Source organism: Streptomyces armeniacus, from assembly GCF_003355155.1.
Taxonomy (GTDB): Bacteria; Actinomycetota; Actinomycetes; order Streptomycetales; family Streptomycetaceae; genus Streptomyces; species Streptomyces armeniacus.
This window is the reverse complement of sequence record NZ_CP031320.1, coordinates 5,622,932-5,640,760: the sequence shown is the minus strand read 5'-3', so window position 1 is coordinate 5,640,760 and position 17,829 is coordinate 5,622,932. Positions and strand designations below refer to the sequence as shown.

General features: G+C 71.5%; 14 protein-coding genes. 9 read left to right on the top strand and 5 right to left on the bottom strand.

Translation table 11 applies throughout. The features are described 5' to 3' along the window. Nucleotides 1-6: 6 nt before the first annotated feature. A complete protein-coding gene (locus DVA86_RS24555; protein WP_208881496.1) occupies nt 7-273 on the bottom strand; it encodes a phosphopantetheine-binding protein in 267 nt (88 codons plus the stop codon). A 273-nt stretch (nt 274-546) separates the two neighbouring features. Between DVA86_RS24555 and DVA86_RS24550 the strand changes: the two genes are divergently transcribed. Continuing rightward, nucleotides 547-1,569 carry an ABC transporter substrate-binding protein gene (locus tag DVA86_RS24550; protein ID WP_245997079.1) on the top strand — a complete coding sequence of 341 codons (1,023 nt, stop codon included), beginning with the start codon at nt 547-549 and terminating at the stop codon, nt 1,567-1,569. A gap of 158 nt (nt 1,570-1,727) precedes the next feature. Further along, nucleotides 1,728-3,089 (top strand): type I glutamate--ammonia ligase, encoded by a 1,362-nt coding sequence (gene glnA, locus DVA86_RS24545; RefSeq protein WP_208881494.1) that lies wholly within the window; start codon nt 1,728-1,730, stop codon nt 3,087-3,089. A 28-nt stretch (nt 3,090-3,117) separates the two neighbouring features. Here the strand turns inward: glnA and DVA86_RS24540 are convergent, their stop codons facing one another. Further along, on the bottom strand, nt 3,118-4,203 hold the full coding sequence (locus tag DVA86_RS24540; RefSeq protein WP_208881493.1) for an alkene reductase: 1,086 nt from the start codon (nt 4,201-4,203) through the stop codon (nt 3,118-3,120). Between the two features lie 142 nt (nt 4,204-4,345). Here DVA86_RS24540 and DVA86_RS24535 point away from each other — a divergent pair, with 142 nt between their 5' ends. Then, the gene (locus DVA86_RS24535; protein ID WP_208881491.1) at nt 4,346-4,756 is read left to right on the top strand and encodes a MerR family transcriptional regulator; all 411 of its coding nucleotides are present in this window, start codon (nt 4,346-4,348) and stop codon (nt 4,754-4,756) included. 116 nt (nt 4,757-4,872) lie between these two features. Then, on the top strand, nt 4,873-7,965 hold the full coding sequence (locus tag DVA86_RS24530) for a bifunctional [glutamine synthetase] adenylyltransferase/[glutamine synthetase]-adenylyl-L-tyrosine phosphorylase (RefSeq protein ID WP_245997076.1): 3,093 nt from the start codon (nt 4,873-4,875) through the stop codon (nt 7,963-7,965). 122 nt (nt 7,966-8,087) lie between these two features. On the opposite strand, the gene DVA86_RS24525 is transcribed toward DVA86_RS24530, so the two are convergent. The 3 genes from DVA86_RS24525 to DVA86_RS24515 all read right to left on the bottom strand — a co-directional run bounded on the left by DVA86_RS24525 (nt 8,088) and on the right by DVA86_RS24515 (nt 11,477). Then, the gene (locus tag DVA86_RS24525; protein WP_245997073.1) at nt 8,088-8,831 is read right to left on the bottom strand and encodes a phosphatase PAP2 family protein; all 744 of its coding nucleotides are present in this window, start codon (nt 8,829-8,831) and stop codon (nt 8,088-8,090) included. A gap of 168 nt (nt 8,832-8,999) precedes the next feature. Next, nucleotides 9,000-10,061: a LacI family DNA-binding transcriptional regulator gene (locus DVA86_RS24520; protein WP_208881487.1), complete on the bottom strand. Its 1,062-nt coding sequence runs from the start codon at nt 10,059-10,061 to the stop codon at nt 9,000-9,002. A gap of 84 nt (nt 10,062-10,145) precedes the next feature. After that, nucleotides 10,146-11,477, bottom strand: coding sequence for an extracellular solute-binding protein (locus DVA86_RS24515; protein ID WP_208881485.1), 1,332 nt, complete (start codon nt 11,475-11,477; stop codon nt 10,146-10,148). A gap of 159 nt (nt 11,478-11,636) precedes the next feature. Here DVA86_RS24515 and DVA86_RS24510 point away from each other — a divergent pair, with 159 nt between their 5' ends. From DVA86_RS24510 to DVA86_RS24490, 5 genes are read left to right on the top strand one after another with little or no spacing between them, the layout of a single operon-like run. Continuing rightward, nucleotides 11,637-12,905, top strand: a complete 1,269-nt coding sequence (locus DVA86_RS24510; protein ID WP_208881483.1) for an extracellular solute-binding protein — start codon at nt 11,637-11,639, stop codon at nt 12,903-12,905. 13 nt (nt 12,906-12,918) lie between these two features. Beyond that, entirely contained in the window at nt 12,919-13,962 is a 1,044-nt protein-coding gene (locus DVA86_RS24505) for a carbohydrate ABC transporter permease (RefSeq protein WP_208881481.1), read from the top strand. 2 nt (nt 13,963-13,964) lie between these two features. Next, entirely contained in the window at nt 13,965-14,795 is an 831-nt protein-coding gene (locus DVA86_RS24500; protein WP_208881479.1) for a sugar ABC transporter permease, read from the top strand. Between the two features lie 53 nt (nt 14,796-14,848). Further along, the gene (locus DVA86_RS24495) at nt 14,849-16,660 is read left to right on the top strand and encodes a glycoside hydrolase family 13 protein (RefSeq protein WP_208881477.1); all 1,812 of its coding nucleotides are present in this window, start codon (nt 14,849-14,851) and stop codon (nt 16,658-16,660) included. Then, complete coding sequence (locus tag DVA86_RS24490; protein ID WP_208881475.1) at nt 16,657-17,697, top strand: LacI family DNA-binding transcriptional regulator; 1,041 nt, start codon at nt 16,657-16,659, stop codon at nt 17,695-17,697. The genes DVA86_RS24495 and DVA86_RS24490 overlap by 4 nt, the downstream gene beginning before the upstream one ends. Nucleotides 17,698-17,829 lie beyond the last annotated feature (132 nt).

Below are 17,829 nucleotides of genomic sequence, written 5' to 3'. Positions count from 1 at the left end.
CCTCCGTCAGCTCTTCGCGGCGGCCGCGAGATCGTCGATCATCGCGGCGATGGTGCGCGGTGTCTGGAAGTTGGCCGCGCTGAGCCGCTCCGGGGGGACCGTGAGCCCGAGCCCGTGGTTGATGTAGTTGAGCAGGATCGCCGTCTTCAGGGAGTTGAGGATGCCCAGCTCCATGAGCGGGGTCGCCTCGTCGATCACGAGGTCCGTGTCCTCGGTGAGCAGGTTCTCCTGGATGAACGACACGAGCTTCGCCGTGTTCTCCTGAGCGTTCACTTTGCGCTCCTCCGGTGCTGCGGAAGTCTGGCCAGGGCGGCTCAGGGTCTCGACTTCCGCTTAAGGCGCCCTAGAGCGGGCCTATCCGGGCAGGCCGGGCGTTCCGTACGGGCTCTGCGCAGTGCCGAGCCGTGCAGTGCCGCGCCTTGTCGCGCCGTCCCGCGGCGGCCGGGGAAGGGGCGACTTCAGGCCACTACCCGCCGGCATCCGGATGAGGTTAGCCTTACCTAAACGAGATGCGCCCCCCACCCGTACCGAGAGAGAGCTCCGGCGTTGAACTCCCTTCCCAGCACACCCCTGTCCCGGCGCGGACTGCTCGCCACCGGCGGCGCCCTCGGGCTCGGCGCCCTCCTCACGGCCTGCGGCGGCGACGACGGCGGCTCCGGCGCGAAGGGCGCCGACTCCGGCCCCTGGAAGTTCACCGACGACCGAGGCAAGAAGCTGAAGGCCGGCCAACGGCCGGAACGCATCGTCGCGTTCGTCAGCTCGGCCGCCGCGCTGTACGACTACGGCGTCGAGTGCGTCGGCATCTTCGGCCCGAGCGAGCCGTTGAACGGCAAGCCCAACCCGCAGGCGGGCGACCTCGAGACCGCCGAACTCACCAGCCTCGGCACGGCGTTCGGCGACTTCAACATCGAGAAGTACGCGGAGCTCCGCCCCGACCTGCTCGTCAGCAACATGTTCCCGTCGCCCGACCTGTGGTTCGTGCCGCCCGAGTCCAGCAAGAAGATCAGCCGTCTCGCGCCCACCCTCGGCATCAGCTTCGCGCGCACCTCCCTGCTCGACCCCCTCGAGAGGTACGAGGAGCTGGCCGCCTCACTCGGCGCCGACCTGAAGGCGGAGAAGGCCACCGCCGCCAAGGCCCGGTTCCGCAAGGCCGAGCAGACGCTGCGGGACGCGGCGAAGGCGAAGGGCGGCCTGAAGGTGCTGGCCATGACCGGCGACGCCGAGCAGATGTACGTGGCCGTCCCCGACTCGTATGTCGACCTGCACTACTTCAAGGACCTCGGCGTCGAGTTCGTCGAGGGCAAGAAGAGCGACAAGTGGGGCTTCTGGGAGTTCCTCAGCTGGGAGAACGCCGACAAGTACCACGCCGACCTGCTGATGCTGGACAACCGCTCGCAGGCGCTCACCCCGGACGACCTGGCCAAGAAGCCGGTCTGGGCCGGGCTCCCCGCCGTGAAGGCCGGGCAGACCGTCCCCTGGGCGATGGAGGAGCGGTGCAGCTACCGCGGCTGGGCGCCCGTGGTCGAGCGCCTGGCGGCCGCCCTCACGAAGGCGGACCGGCTGGACTAGGCCGGCACGGGGGCGCGTACGGTCGGCGTGCGCGGGCCGCTACGGGCGCGGGGCCGTAACACTCCGGAAAACGTGTGGTGGGATGGTCGAGTGCCCCGACGTGTCCGACGTGTGCCGAGGCGTCGCAACGGGCGGCTTGACCAGCGAGGATGGTGGATATGGATAAGCAGCAGGAATTCGTGCTCCGCACGCTCGAGGAGCGCGACATCCGGTTCGTCCGGCTCTGGTTCACCGATGTCCTCGGCTTTCTGAAGTCCGTCGCCGTCGCGCCCGCCGAGCTTGAGCAGGCGTTCGACGAGGGCATCGGCTTCGACGGCTCCGCGATCGAGGGCTTCGCCCGCGTCTACGAGTCGGACATGATCGCCAAGCCCGACCCGGGCACGTTCCAGATCCTGCCCTGGCGCGCGGAGGCGCCCGGCACCGCGCGGATGTTCTGCGACATCCTGATGCCGGACCTCTCCGCGTCGTACGCCGATCCGCGCTACGTGCTCAAGCGCACCCTCGCCAAGACCTCCGACCTCGGGTTCACCTTCTACACCCATCCCGAGATCGAGTTCTTCCTGCTCAAGGACAAGCCGGTGGACGGCTCCCGGCCCACCCCGGCCGACTCCTCCGGCTACTTCGACCACACCCCGCAGCACGTCGGGCAGGACTTCCGGCGGCAGGCGATCACCATGCTGGAGTCGATGGGCATCTCCGTGGAGTTCTCGCACCACGAGGGCGCACCGGGGCAGCAGGAGATCGATCTGCGGTACGCCGACGCGCTGTCCACCGCCGACAACATCATGACCTTCCGGCTCGTCATGAAGCAGGTCGCGCTGGAGCAGGGCGTGCAGGCGACGTTCATGCCGAAGCCGTTCTCGGAGTACCCCGGCTCCGGCATGCACACCCATCTGTCGCTGTTCGAGGGCGACCGGAACGCCTTCTACGAGTCGGGCTCCGAGTACCAGCTGTCGAAGGTCGGCCGCTCCTTCATCGCCGGCCTGCTGCGGCACGCGGGCGAGATCTCCGCCGTCACCAACCAGTGGGTGAACTCGTACAAGCGGATCTGGGGCGGATCGCAGCGGACGGCCGGCGAGGGCGGCGAGTCGCCCTCGTACATCTGCTGGGGCCACAACAACCGTTCCGCGCTGATCCGCGTCCCGATGTACAAGCCGGGCAAGACCGGCTCCACCCGGATCGAGGTCCGCTCGCTGGACTCGGGGGCCAACCCGTATCTCGCGTACGCGGTGCTGCTGGCCGCCGGGCTCAAGGGCATCGAGAAGGGCTACGAGCTGCCGGCGGGCGCCGACGACGACGTGTGGGCGCTGTCCGACTCCGAGCGCCGCGCCATGGGCATCGAGCCGCTGCCGCAGAACCTCGGCGAGGCCATCACGCTGATGGAGCGCAGCGAGCTGGTCGCCGAGACCCTGGGCGAGCACGTCTTCGACTTCTTCCTGCGCAACAAGAAGCAGGAGTGGGAGGAGTACCGCTCCCAGGTCACCACGTACGAGCTGCGCAAGTCGCTGCCGGTGCTGTAAGCCGTACGCGGGCCGGCCCCGTTCGCGGTCAGGCCGCGGCGGGCCGGTGCACGTAGGCGGGATAGTCCAGGTAGCCGGTGTCGCCGCCCTGGTACCAGGTGTCCCGGTCGGCCTCGCTCAACGGCGCCCCGGTCCGCAGGCGTTCGACCAGATCCGGATTGGCGAGGTAGGCGCGGCCGAAGCTGACCAGGTCCGCGCCCTGGCCGAGCCAGTGCTCGGCGTCTGCCCGCGTGGTCGGCTTCGGGCCGATCTGGCCGCCCGGGTTGGCGATGAACGTGTGCGGCCACGCCTTGCGGAGCGCGAGCAGCAGGTCCTCGTCGGTGGCGACGAGCACGTGCACGTACGCGAGGCCCAGCCCGGCGAGAGCGTCGAGCAGCGCCGCGTACAGCTCCGGGACGTCGTCCTCCGCCGTGTCCCAGACCCGGCCGCCGGGGGAGAGCCGGATGCCGACGCGGTCGGCGCCGACGGCGTCCACGGCCGCCTCCGCCGCCTCGACGGCGAACCGGATGCGGCCGGTGACGGAGCCGCCGTAGGCGTCGGTGCGCCGGTTGACGTTGGACGACAGGAACTGCTGGATGAGGTAGCCGTTCGCGCCGTGCAGCTCCACGCCGTCGAACCCGGCGTCGACCGCGTACCGCGCGGCGTCGCCGAACACCCGTGCCTCGCCCGCGGCTTCGCGCGTCGACAGGGCGCGCGGCTCGGGCGCGGGCAGCAACCCCCTGGGCCCGGTGAACAGTTCGGCGTCGAGCCGTACCGCGGACGGCGCGACCGGCACGTACCCCGCGACCTCGGGGTGCCCGACCCGTCCCCCGTGCATGAGCTGGGCGAAGATGCGGCCGCCGTTGGCGTGCACCGCGTCGGTCACCGGCAGCCACGCGGCGGCCTGCGCGGCGCTGTGCAGGCCCGGCGTGTACGGGTTGGACTGGCCCTGGAGGCTCGGCTGCACGCCCTCGCTGACGATGAGCCCGGCGGTGGCCCGCTGGGCGTAGTACGTCGCCTGCGAGGCGGTCGGCATGCCGTCCGCGGTCGCGCGGGCCCGGGACATCGGGGCCATCACGACCCGGTTGGGCAGCCGCAGGGCGCCGAGCCGGTGGCTGTCGAACAGACTGGTCATGGCGTTCGCTCCTCGGTTTGCGTCAGTGCTGCGGGGGCCGCGCGGCCGTTCATCGGCTACGCTAAAACCTGACACTGATGTCAGGGGCAAGCGTTGTCGCGCAGGTCACAGCGACCGGGGACAGAGCGAGGGGTGGAGAGCGGTGCGCATCGGCGAACTGGCCGCCAGGACCGGCGTGAGCGTGCGGTCCCTGCGGTACTACGAGGACCAGCAACTGCTCGGCTCCGAACGCAGCCCCGGCGGGCAGCGGCACTACGCGGAGTACGCGGTCGACCGGGTCCGGATGATCCAGCAGCTGTACGCCGCCGGCCTGTCCAGCAAGACGATCCTGGGCATCCTGCCGTGCGTCGTCACCGGCGAGGTGACACCGGAGCTGCTGGGGCGGCTGACGGCCGAACGGGACCGTATCGACCGGCAGATCAGCGATCTGGCCGCGACCCGGGACCGGCTCGACACCATCATCAGCGCGTCCACCTGCGTCCACGAGGCGGGCGGGCACTGCGCCCCGGAGGGCGGTGCACGGCCCCTCGCGGCCGAGGGCGCGTGCCGCTGAGGCGGCGGGCGAGCCGGTCGACGTGAGGCGGCCGCCGCGGTGATGATGGGCGGCGAGCGGAGTACGGACCAGCCGGGAGGCGTGCGCGAGGCGCCCGGTGCACAGCGGGAAAGGGCGTGAACGTGGCGCAGGGCGGGCGACGGGACAGCAGGTTCGGGCAGCTCCTGCGGCGCGGGTTCCAGCAACCGGCGGACGCCGTGGGGCTGCTGGACACACCGGGCCTGGAGCCCGTACGGGACGACACGCTCATTCTGGACGCGCTGGCCGCGACTGCCGACCCCGACCTGGCGCTGTTCGGCCTCGTGCGGCTGGTGGAGGCGCTCGCGGCAGAGCAGGCGGACGAGAGGCCGGTGAACGGCGCCGGGACCGCGAATGGCACGGGCACAGCGACCGACGGCGCGCAGGCCCTGCTGGACACGCTGCTCACCGCCAAGCCGCTGCGTGACCGGCTGCTCGGCGTGCTCGGCGCGTCCGAGGCGCTCGGCGACCACCTCGCCCGCCACCCCGCCGACTGGCAGGCGCTGGTCACGTACGAGGCGGCCGATCTGCACCCGGGCGTCGAGGAGTTCGTCGCCGCGCTCGACGGGATCGCCGGCCCCGACGAGCTGCGCGCCGCCTACCGCCGCTGCCTGCTGTCCATCGCCGCCCGCGACGTGTGCGGTACGACAGGTCTGGCCGAGACCGCCGCCGAACTCGCCGATCTGGCCACCGCCACCCTGCGCGCCGCCCTCGCCCTGGCGCGCGCCGAGGCGCCGGAGGACGCCGCCGCCTGCCGGCTCGCCGTCGTCGCGATGGGCAAGTGCGGCGGCCACGAGCTGAACTACGTCTCCGACGTGGACGTCATCTTCGTCGGTGAACCGGCCGACAACGGCACCCCGGAGGGCGAGGCCGTACGGGCCGCCACCCGCATCGCCTCCCGCATGATGCGGATCTGCTCGGACACCACCGCCGAGGGCACCATCTGGCCCGTGGACGCCAACCTCCGCCCCGAGGGCCGGAACGGGCCGCTCGTACGCACCCTCAGCAGCCATCTCGCGTACTACCAGCGGTGGGCCAAGACCTGGGAGTTCCAGGCGCTGCTCAAGGCGCGGCCGGTCGCCGGGGACGAGGCGCTCGGCGCCGCGTACGTGAACGCCGTGGCGCCGCTGGTGTGGCAGGCGTCCGAGCGCGAGAACTTCGTCACCGACGTGCAGCAGATGCGCCGCCGCGTGGTGGAGAACATCCCCGTCGCGCACATGGAACGCGAGCTGAAGCTCGGGCCCGGCGGGCTGCGCGACGTCGAATTCGCCGTGCAGCTGCTCCAGTTGGTGCACGGCCGGTCCGACGCCACGCTGCGCAGCCCCACCACCCTCGCCGCGCTGGACGCGCTCGCCGCCGGCGGCTACGTCGGCCGCCAGGACGCCGCCGCGCTCGACGCGTCGTACCGCTTCCTGCGCACCATGGAGCACCGCATCCAGCTGTACAAGCTGCGCCGCACGCATCTGATGCCCGAGGACGAGGCGGACCAGCGGCGGCTGGCCCGCTCGCTGGGCTTCCGCACGGAGCCCCTCTCGGAGCTGCACAAGGCGTGGAAGCGGCACGCCTCCTCCGTACGGCGGCTGCACGAGAAGCTGTTCTACCGCCCGCTGCTCGACGCCGTCGCCCAACTCGCCCCCGGCGAGATCCGGTTGTCCGCGAAGGCCGCCAAGCAGCGCCTGGAGGCGCTGGGTTACGCCGACCCGGGCGCCGCGCTGCGCCATCTGGAGGCGCTGGCCAGCGGCGTGAGCCGGAAGGCCGCGATCCAGCGGACGCTGCTGCCGGTGCTGCTGGGCTGGTTCGCGGACTCGGCCGACCCGGACGCCGGGCTGCTCAACTTCCGCAAGGTGTCCGACGCGCTCGGCAAGACCCCCTGGTATCTGCGGCTGCTGCGCGACGAGGGCGTCGCGGCGGAGAACCTGGCGCGCGTCCTGTCCGCCGGCCGGCTCGCCCCCGACCTGCTGCTGCGGGCCCCCGAGGCGGTCGCCCTGCTCGCCGCCGCGCACGAACTCCAGCCGCGCGGGCGCAGAGCGCTGACCCAGGAGATCCTGGCTGCGGTCGGCCGCGCGGACGGCCCGGAGCAGGCCGTCACGGCGGCCCGCGGAGTACGGCGGCGGGAGCTGTTCCGTACGGCCGCCGCGGACATCATCGGCGCGTACGGCACCGAGGACAGCCCCGTGCCGGAGGATCCCGCGCCGGCCGTCGACCGGCTCGGCGGCGCGCTCTCCGACATCAACGCCGCCACCCTCGCCGGCGCCCTCCGCGCCGCCGTACGCGACCAGTGGGGCGACGAACTGCCCACCCGCTTCGCCGTCATCGGCATGGGCCGGTTCGGCGGCCACGAGCTGGGCTACGGCTCGGACGCGGACGTGCTGTTCGTACACGAGCCGCGACCGGGCGTGAGCGAGGAGGACGCGGCCAAGGCCGCGTACACCGTCGCCAACGAGATCCGCCGGCTGCTCCAGCTGCCCGCCTCCGACCCGCCGCTGCTCGTCGACGCGGACCTGCGCCCGGAGGGCAAGTCCGGCCCGCTGGTGCGCACCCTGGCCTCGTACGCCGCGTACTACCGCCGCTGGTCCCAGACGTGGGAGAGCCACGCGCTGCTGCGCGCCGCGCCGGTGGCGGGGGACGAGGAGCTGGGTGCGCGGTTCATCGAGCTGATCGACCCGCTGCGGTATCCGGCCGACGGACTGAGCGAGGACGCCGTACGCGAGATCCGCCGCCTCAAGGCCCGCATGGAGGCCGAGCGGATGCCCCGCGGCGCCGACCCCACCACCCACGCCAAGCTGGGCCGCGGCGGGCTGTCCGACGTGGAGTGGACGGTGCAGCTGCTCCAGCTGCGGCACGCGGCGGCGGAGCCGGGGCTGCGCACCACGCGCACCCGCGAGGCGCTGGCCGCCGCCGCGGCGGCGGGCCTGCTGGACGGCGACGACGCGCGGACCCTGGACGAGGCGTGGCTGCTGGCGACCCGCGTGCGGAACGCCGTGATGCTCGTACGTGGCCGGCCCGGCGACACCTTCCCGTCCGAGCCGCGCGAACTCGCGGCCGTGGGCCGGTACCTGGGCTACGAGGCGGAGCCGGGGAGCACGGAGGGCGGCGAGCCCGGCGGCAGCGTCGGCGAGATGCTGGACGACTACCGCCGGACGACGCGGCGGGCACGCGCGGTGATGGAGCGGCTGTTCTACGGGGCGTGAGCCGCGCGGGCCGTACGGTCACGGTGTCCGCCCGTACGGTCACGCCGTACGGGCGCACAGTCACGCGATACGGCCACGGTGTGCGACCGGCCAACTCCGGTGCGGCACCGGCCCGTACGGACTCAGGCCGCCGTGCCGAGGGCCACTTGGCTCGGCATCTGGGCCGGCAGCCGCCCGTACCAGAGGCGGGTCACGGCGAAGCCGAAGCTGAGGCAGATCAGACCGCCGACGGCGTCGAGCCAGAAGTGGTTGGCGGTCGCGACGATCACGAACAGGGTCGTCAGCGGATAGAGCACGCCGAGAACCCGCACCCAGAGGGGCGCCGCGAGCGTGGCGATCATGATGCCGCACCAGACCGACCAGCCGATGTGCATCGACGGCATCGCCGCGTACTGGTTGGACATGTCGGCGAGGTTGCCGGACGCCATCGAGCCCCAGGTCTCGTGCACCTGCACCGTGTCGATGAAGCCCGCGTCCGGCATGAGCCGCGGGGGAGCCAGCGGATAGAGGTAGTAGCCGAGGAGGGCCGTGCCCGTGGTGGCGAAGATGACGAGTCTGCTCGCGGCGTAACGGCCCGGCTGCCAGCGGTAGAGCCAGACGAGCACGCCTATGGTGACGACGAAGTGCAGCGTCGCGTAGTAGTAGTTCATCGAGACGATGAGCCAGGTCACGCCGTTCATGGCGTGGTTGACCGAGTGCTCGAAGCCCAGCCCGATGGCGCGCTCCGCGTCCCAGATCCAGTCGGCGTTGCGCAGGGCCGAGTCGCGCTGCTCGGGCACCGCGTTCCGGATCAGCGAGTACGTCCAGTAACTGACCGCGATCAGAGCGATCTCGAACCAGATCCGGGGTCTGCGAGGAGCTCTCATCCGCTGCACGAGCGTCCGCGTGTGCGTGCGCGTCTGCGTTACCTCCGGGCCGGTCTCGCGACTCTCCTCATCGGGGTTGGTCGCGGCGACCGGCCGGTGGGCTGTCTTCGTCCTCACAGTCGGTGCCCCCATGGGGGAACAGTCTGCCAGACTTCCGCGCCGCGCCGATCATCCTTCGGTCGGGTCTTCGGCAGTTTCCGTCCTGCGCCCGGAGTAGGTGGAAACGGAGGCAGTTGAACCACGAACGACCAGTTCAGGGAGGAATACGAACTCGCTGTGCGGCGCCGGGGTGCCGCCCACCTCCTCCAGCAGCGCGCGTACGGCGGCCTGTCCCATCGCCGTCACCGGCTGCCGGATCGTGGACAGCGGCGGATCGGTGAACGCGATGAGCGGGGAGTCGTCGAAGCCGACCACGGACACGTCGCGCGGCACCGCGAGACCGCGGTCCCGCGCGGCCCGGATCGCGCCGAGCGCCATCATGTCGCTCGCGCACACCACGGCCGTGCAGCCGCGCTCCAGAAGCGTGCCGGCGGCGGCCTGGCCGCCCTCCAGCGTGTACAGCGAGTGCTCGATCAGCCGCCGCGCCTCCGGCTCGGCCAGGCCGAGTTGCTCCGCCATGGCGCCCAGGAACCCGTCGATCTTGCGCTGCACCGGAACGAACCGCTCCGGGCCCAGCGCGAGTCCGATGTCGCGGTGCCCCAGCGAGACGAGATGGGTGACCGCGAGCCGCATCGCCGCACGGTCGTCGGGCGAGACGAACGGCGCGCGCACCTTCGGCGAGAAGCCGTTCACGAGCACGAACGGGACGCCCTGGCCGCGTAGCCGCTCGTAGCGCTGGGTGTCGGCCGTGGTGTCGGCGTGCAGTCCGGAGACGAAGATGATGCCCGCGACGCCGCGGTCCACCAGCATCTCGGTCAGCTCGTCCTCCGTGGAACCGCCCGGGGTCTGGGTGGCGAGCACCGGCGTGTAGCCCTGCCGCGTCAGACCCTGCCCGATGATCTGCGCGAACGCCGGGAAGATCGGGTTCTCCAGCTCCGGCGTGATCAGTCCGACGAGGCCCGCACTGCGCTGCCGCAGCCGCACCGGCCGCTCGTAGCCGAGCACGTCGAGGGCGGCGAGGACGGATTCGCGGGTGGCAGCGGAGACGCCGGGCTTGCCGTTCAGAACACGGCTGACCGTCGCCTCGCTGACCCCCGCCTGGCCTGCGATGTCAGCTAGTCGTGCGGTCACGGTCCGGACTGTACCGGGCGCACTCGCACGCTGCACAGCGCACACGGTGCGGTACGGGGGGTGCGGAGCGCCGCCGTACGGGATTCAGCGGGCGATCCGGTAGCCGTACAGCAGCTCCGCGCGCCAGCGTTCGGCGGTGCCGGTGAGGGCCGGGCGCGGCGACTCCGTACGGCGCAGGACCGCCTCCCAGGCGGGCTCCAACTCGTCGAACAGAGCCTGGCCTTGGGCCAGCGGCTCCCGCGGCACCGCCTTGGTGAGCGCGGTGTAGAAGGCGCTGCGCACCGGGTCCGCGAGCACCTTCCGGGTGTAGGCGCTCTTGCGGGTCGGCAGCAGACCGAGCCGTACGGCGGCACGTTCCTGCTGCCGCGCGTCCGTCATGAAGCGGACGAAGTGCCGTGCGGCGTCGGCGCTGTCGGCCTTCTCGTCCCCGGAGTCCCCGCCGTCCGCGGAGTCCCCGGAGTTCCCGGCGTGCTTCGAGACCACCAGGTTGTGCCCGCCGACGGGCGCGCCCGCCCTGCCCGTCGAACCGGCCGGCACCGGGGCGACGCCGAGGTTCTCCGGGTCCGCGAACTCCCGCCCGGACAGCGCGTCCGCGGTCGCCCAGGGGCCGTTGACCATCATCGCCACGTCGCCGTTCTTGAACGCCTCCTGCATCGCGTCGTACGCCTTCCCGCCCGCGGGCGGCCTGGGCGCGGCCCCGGAGCGTACGAGTTCGGCGGCGGTCGTCGCACCCCGTACGGAGGCGGCGCCGGCGACCGTGATGGTGCGGCTGCCGCTGTCGACCATGCCGCCCTTCTCCCCGTACAGGAAGGGGAGCGCGAAGTACGGGTCGGTGTTGAGCGCGATGCCGTCCGCGCCGGTCGCCGCCGCCACATCGGCCGCGGTGGCCTTCAACTGCCGCCAGGTGGCGGGCGGTCGGTCCGCACCGGCCCGTTCCAGCAGCCGCCGGTTGTAGAACAGCGCGAGCGTGTCGGTGACCTGCGGGACGCCGTAGACGCCGCCTTCGAGCGCCGTGCCCGCGGCCGTGCTGGGCAGGAAGTCGCCCCTCTCGTGCAGCGCCGGGGTGTCGGTGAGGTCGGCGAGATACCCCTGCTCGACGAGCCCCGCCGTCCAGCCGACGTCGGCGCGGAGCACGTCGGGCACGCCGCGGCCGGTGCGCGCGGCGGCCTCGTACCGCCCGCGGGCCTCGGTGAAGGGGACGTTGACGTGCTTCACCTCGACGTCCGGGTACTTCCGCTCGAAGTCCGCGACGAGGCGGGCGAACACCGGCGCCTCCGTCGCGTTCGAGGTGTCCCACCAGGTGATCTCGCCCGAGACGGCGCCCGGGTCCCCGCCGTCGCCGTCCCCGCCGCAGGCGGTGCCGGACGCGGCCAGGGCGAGCGCGAGGGCGGTGAGGGACCGGGCTCCTGGCTTCATGAACTCGGAAGGTAGCGCGGGGTGAGACCGCGCGGAAGAGTTGCGGTCTGATTTGCAGAAAGTTGCCGCAAGGTCTTTCGGAAGTGTGTCGCCGCTGTTACGTTCCTCGGCATCTGGGCGCCTGCGACGGCGCCGGGGGCACACCTTGGGAGGAACGACATGCGGCGTGGCATAGGGGCCACCGCCCTGATAGCGGGGCTGGCGCTTGCGGCAACAGCTTGCGGCGGAGACGACGGCGGGGGCGGCGAGGGCTCGGACGGCGAGATCTCCGGCACCGTCACCTACTGGGACACCTCGAACGACGCCGAGAAGGGCACGTACAAGAAGATCGCCGAGGACTTCGAGAAGAAGCACCCGAAGGTCGACGTGAAGTACGTGCACGTGAACTTCGGCGACGCCAACGCCAAGTTCAAGAACGCGGCCGGCGGCAACTCCGGCGCACCGGACGTGATGCGCACCGAGGTCGCCTGGGTCGCGGACTTCGCCAACCTCGGCTATCTCGCGCCCCTCGACGGCACCGCCGCGCTGGACGGCGCGGACGACTTCCTCAAGGCCCCGGTCGGCAGCACGAAGTTCGAGGGCAAGACCTACGCCGTGCCGCAGGTCACCGACACCCTCGGGCTCTTCTACAACAAGAAGCTGCTCAAGGAGGCGGGCGTCGAGGTGCCCAAGACCTTCGACGAGCTGAAGTCCGCGGCGCGGAAGATCAAGAAGGACACCGGCGCCACCGGCCTCTACCTGCGCGGCGACGACCCGTACTGGTTCCTCCCGTACCTCTACGGCGAGGGCGGCGACCTGCTCGACGTCAAGTCGAAGAAGGTCACCGTGGACGACGGTCCCGGCGCCAAGGCGCTCGCCGTGATGAAGGACCTGGTCGACTCCGGCGCCGCGAGCAGCGACGCCAACAACGGCCAGGAGAACGGCCTCAAGGCGTTCAAGGACGGCGACGCCGCGATGATCGTGGACGGCCCGTGGGACATCGCGGGCGCGCTGGAGGGCAAGCAGTTCAAGGACAAGGGCAACCTCGGCGTCGCCCCCGTCCCCGGCGGCAGCGCCGGCCAGGCCGCCCCGCAGGGCGGCTGGAACCTCTCCGTGTACGCGGGCTCCAAGAACCTCGACGCGTCCTACGAGTTCGCCAAGTACATGAGCTCCGCCGCGGTCCAGGAGCGGACCGCCAAGGAGATCAGCCTGCTGCCGACCCGCGCCTCGGTCTACGAGAAGCCGTCGGTCAAGGAGAACGAGATGGTCCAGTTCTTCAAGCCCGCCGTCGACAAGGCCCACCAGCGGCCCTGGATCCCGGAGACCAACTCGCTTTTCGAGCCCGTACGGGTGCAGATGAACGCCGTCCTCTTCGGCGGCACCAAGCCCGAGGACGCCGCCGGGAAGATCGGCGACGAATTCCGCAAGCTGCTCAAGGACTACAAGTAAGGGCTGCCCACCCATGGCTGTGGACACCGGCAGGTCGGCGGAGACGGCCGCGGACGGAGAACACCACTCCGGCCGCGGCCGCCGCGGGACCGCGAAGAACGGAAACCCCCCGGGCCGGCGGCGCGCGCTGACCGGTCAGCTCGGACGGCAGCTCTCCCGGCACTGGTACGCCTGGGCGATGATCACGCCCGTGGTGCTGGTCATCGGCCTCATCATCGGCTACCCGCTGGGCCGCGGCGTCTTCCTCTCGCTCACCGACGCCGACGAGTCCAACGTCGCCCGCACCATCGGCGTCAACGAGATCCCGGCGACGTACGACTTCGTCGGCCTGGAGAACTACACCGAGATCCTCTCCGACAGCGTCTTCTGGGACCGGCTCGGCTGGACCGCCCTCTGGACGGTCGGCTGCGTCAGCGTGACGTTCCTGCTCGGGCTCTCCCTGGCCAACATGCTCAACCGGCAGGTCAAGGGGCGCTCTTTCTACCGCATCGCGATGATCGTGCCGTGGGGCATCCCCGCGTTCGTCTCGGTCTTCGCCTGGAAGATGCTGTTCAACGAGAAGTACGGCATCCTCAACGAGGTCCTGGACGGCGGCGGCATCGACGCCGTGCCCTGGCTGAGCGACCCCACCTGGGCCAAGGTGGCGGTGATCGCCGTGAACGTGTGGCTCGGCGTCCCGTTCATGATCGTCGCGATGCTGGGCGCACTCCAGGCCATACCCGACGAGCTGTACGAGGCCGCCGACATGGACGGCGCCAGCCCATGGCAGCGCTTCACGAACATCACGCTGCCCGGCGTACGGGCCGTCAGCAGCACGGTGATCCTGCTCAGCACCATCTGGACGTTCAACATGTTCCCGGTGATCTACCTGCTGACCCAGGGCGGGCCGGGCGACAACACCGAGATCCTGGTGACGTACGCCTACCGGCTCTCGTTCGTGAACAGCCCGCGCGACTTCGCCACTTCGGCCGCCTGGGGCGTCCTCATCCTCGTACTGCTGTCGCTCTTCACGCTGATCTACCGACGAGCACTGCGCAAGCAGGGAGAGGTGTGGTGACGATGCGCACCCAGAAGAGGAGCAGACCGGCCTCCGTCGGACTGCACGCGGGCCTGCTGATCGGCACCGCCGTCGCGCTGTTCCCGCCGCTGTGGCTGCTGGTGACCTCGTTCAAGCCGAAGAGCGAGGCGTTCTCCACGGCGCTGGTGAAGGACTTCACCTTCGACAACTACGACCACGTGCTGGCCGACACGTACTTCCTGGACTGGTTCGGGAACTCGCTGCTGGTCGTACTCGGCACCACCGTCGTCGGCGTCTTCATCGCCTCCACCACCGGCTACGCGCTCAGCCGGTTCCGCTTCCCCGGGATGCGGCCGCTGATGTGGGTGCTGCTGATCACCCAGATGTTCCCGATGGCGGTGCTCATCGTGCCGCTCTACAACACCCTGGCCACGATGGGGCTGCTGAACCAGCCCGTCGGACTGATCATCACGTACCTCACCGTCGCCGTGCCCTTCTGCGCCTGGATGATGAAGGGCTTCTTCGACACCGTGCCGGTCTCCATCGACGAGTCGGGCCGCGTGGACGGGCTCAGCCCGTTCGGCACCTTCTGGCGGCTGATCATGCCGCTGGCGAAGCCGGGGCTCGCCGTCACCGGCTTCTACACCTTCGTCACCGCGTGGGCCGAAGTCGCCTACGCCACCGCCTTCATGACGGGGGAGGAGAACCTCACCCTGGCCGGCGGCCTGCAGACCTTCGTCAACCGCTACGGGGCCGACTGGGGCTCCATGACCGCCGCCGCGGTCATCATCGCGGTGCCCGCCGCGGTGGTCTTCGGCTTCGCACAGCGCTACCTCGTCTCCGGGATGACCGCCGGAGCCGTCAAGTCATGAGTCCTGACGGACACCACGGAAGTCCTGTCGGACACCACGAACACAGGGAAGACATGACCCAGCACTCACCCGGCCCCGCCGCAGACACGGCCGCCGCCGGAAGCTCCGCCGCCCCCGGAGTCCCCGCCGCCCCGCACGCCGGCCGCGACCCGGACGACCGTACGGGCTGGTGGCGCGACGCCGTCATCTACCAGGTGTACCCCCGCTCCTTCGCCGACGGCGACGGCGACGGCATGGGCGACCTCGCGGGCATCCGCGAGCGGCTCCCGTACCTCGCCGGGCTCGGCGTCGACGCCGTCTGGCTGAGCCCCTTCTACGCCTCCCCGCAGGCCGACGCCGGCTACGACGTGGCCGACTACCGCGTCATCGACCCCATGTTCGGCACCCTCGACGACGCCGAGGCGCTGATCGGGGACGCGCACGAACTCGGCCTGCGGATCATCGTGGACCTCGTCCCGAACCACTCGTCCGACCAGCACGAGTGGTTCCAGCAGGCGCTGCGCGAGGGCCCCGGTTCGCCGCTGCGCGGCCGCTACCACTTCCGGCCCGGACGCGGCCGCAACGGCGAAGAGCCCCCGAACGACTGGGAGTCCATCTTCGGCGGCCCCGCCTGGACCCGTACCAAGAACCCGGACGGCAGCCACGGCGAGTGGTACCTCCACCTCTTCGCGCCCGAGCAGCCGGACTTCAACTGGGAGAGCACCGCCGTACAGGATGAGTTCCGCTCCGTCCTCCGGTTCTGGCTCGACAAGGGCGTCGACGGATTCCGCATCGACGTCGCACACGGCCTCGTCAAGGCCGCGGGCCTGCCCGACATGGGCCACGGCGAGCAGCTGAAACTCCTCGGCAACCAGGTCCTGCCCTTCTTCGACCAGGACGGCGTCCACGAGATCTACCGCTCCTGGCGGCACATCCTCGAGGAGTACGGCGGCGACCGCATCGGCGTCGCCGAGGCCTGGACCCCCAGCGCCGAGCGCACCGCGCTCTATCTGCGCCCCGACGAGCTGCACCAGGCGTTCAACTTCCACTACCTCAAGGCCCCCTGGGACGCCGCCGAGCTCCGCGCCGTCATCGACGAGTCGCTCGACTCCATGCGCCCCGTACGCGCCGCCACCACCTGGGTGCTGTCCAACCACGACGTCGTACGGCACCTCACGCGCCTCGGCGGCAGCCCCGCGCGTGCCAGGGCGGCCAGCCTGCTGATGCTGGCGCTGCCCGGCTCCGCGTACGTCTACCAGGGCGAGGAACTCGGCCTGCCCGAGGTGCTCGACCTGCCGGACGAGGTGCGCCAGGACCCGTCGTTCTTCAAGAGCGACGGCCAGGACGGGCTGCGCGACGGCTGCCGGGTGCCCGTCCCGTGGACGCGCGGCGGCAGCTCGTACGGCTTCGGGGCGGACGGCAGCTGGCTGCCGCAGCCCGCGGAGTGGGGGGCGCTGAGCGTCGAGGCGCAGACCGGCGACCCGGACTCGACGCTGGAGCTGTACCGCACGGCGCTGCGGCTCCGCCGCGAGCACCCGGACCTGGGCGCGGGCGACGCGGTGGAGTGGCTGGCGGCCCCGGAGGGGGTGCTGGCGTTCCGGCGGGGGTCGTTCGTGTGCGCGGCGAACACCGGGGCGGAGGCCGTGGAACTGCCGTTCGCGGTGGGGCGGATGCTGCTGGCGAGCGGGCCGTCGGAGGGGGACGGCCCGGACGCGGGCGGGTCGGCTTCGGCGCCGGGCTCCGTTCCGGCCGCGGACTCCGGTCCGGTCTCGGGCTCCGGTCCGGTCTCGGTCACGGGCTCCGTTTCGGGCTCCGTTTCCGGCCGCGGCTCCGCTGACAGGGCCGTGCTGCCCGCCGACACCACCGTCTGGTGGACGGCCGGATGACGGCACCGCCCCCGCTCCCCACCGCCCGCCTTGCCGACATCGCACTCCAGGCCGAGGTCAGCGAGGCCACGGTCAGCCGCGTGCTGAACGGCAAGGCGGGCGTGGCCGCGGCCACCCGGCAGAAGGTACTCGCGGCACTCGACGTGCTCGGCTACGAGCGCCCCGTACGGCTGCGGCAGCGCAGCGCGGGCCTCGTCGGGCTGGTGATCCCGGAGCTCACCAACCCGATCTTCCCGGCCTTCGCCCAGATCATCGAGCAGGCCCTGAGCGGCTACGGCTACACCCCCGTGCTCGGCACCCAGATGCCCGGCGGCGCCACCGAGGACGAACTCGTCGACCAGCTCGTCGAACGCGCCGTCACCGGCATCATCTTCCTCTCCGGTCTGCACGCCGACCTCTCCGCCGACCCCGGCCGGTACGCCAAACTCGCGGGCCGCGGCGTCCCGTTCGTCCTGATAAACGGCTACAACGAGAAGATCAGCGCGCCCTTCGTCTCCCCGGACGACCGCGCCGCGGCCCGGATGGCGGTCCGGCACCTGGCCGACCTCGGCCACACCCGTATCGGCCTGGCCGTCGGCCCGCAGCGCTTCGTACCGTCCCGCCGCAAGGCGGAGGGCTTCACGGACGCGGTACGCGCGCTGGGCGGCACCGTACGGGGCTCGGTGCGGCACACGCTGTTCACGGTGGAGGGCGGCCACGCGGCGGCGGGACCGCTGCTGGACGACGGCTGCACGGGCATCGTCTGCGGCAGCGACCTCATGGCGCTGGGTGTCGTACGCGCCGCCCGCCAGCGCGGCCTCCGCGTCCCCGCGGACGTCTCGGTCATCGGCTACGACGACTCGGAACTCAACGCCTTCACCGACCCGCCCCTGACCACGGTCCGCCAGCCGGTCCGCTCGATGGCGAACGCCGCGGTCCAGGGCCTCCTCGAGGAAATCGGCGGAAACCCGGTCCCCCGCACGGAGTTCGTCTTCCAACCGGAACTGGTGGTCCGCGGCTCCACATCCCAGTCCCCACCGGGCCGCCGCGACGCCTGAACGGGCCCGCCTGATTCAGCGACGCTTGATTCAGCGCGCCGGGCAGCGGCCCGGCAGGCGGCGGAAACGAGTGGTGTGGAGGCGGGATGGGCGCGTACACGTACTTTCCCGCCGTTCCCGCGGGGACGGGGA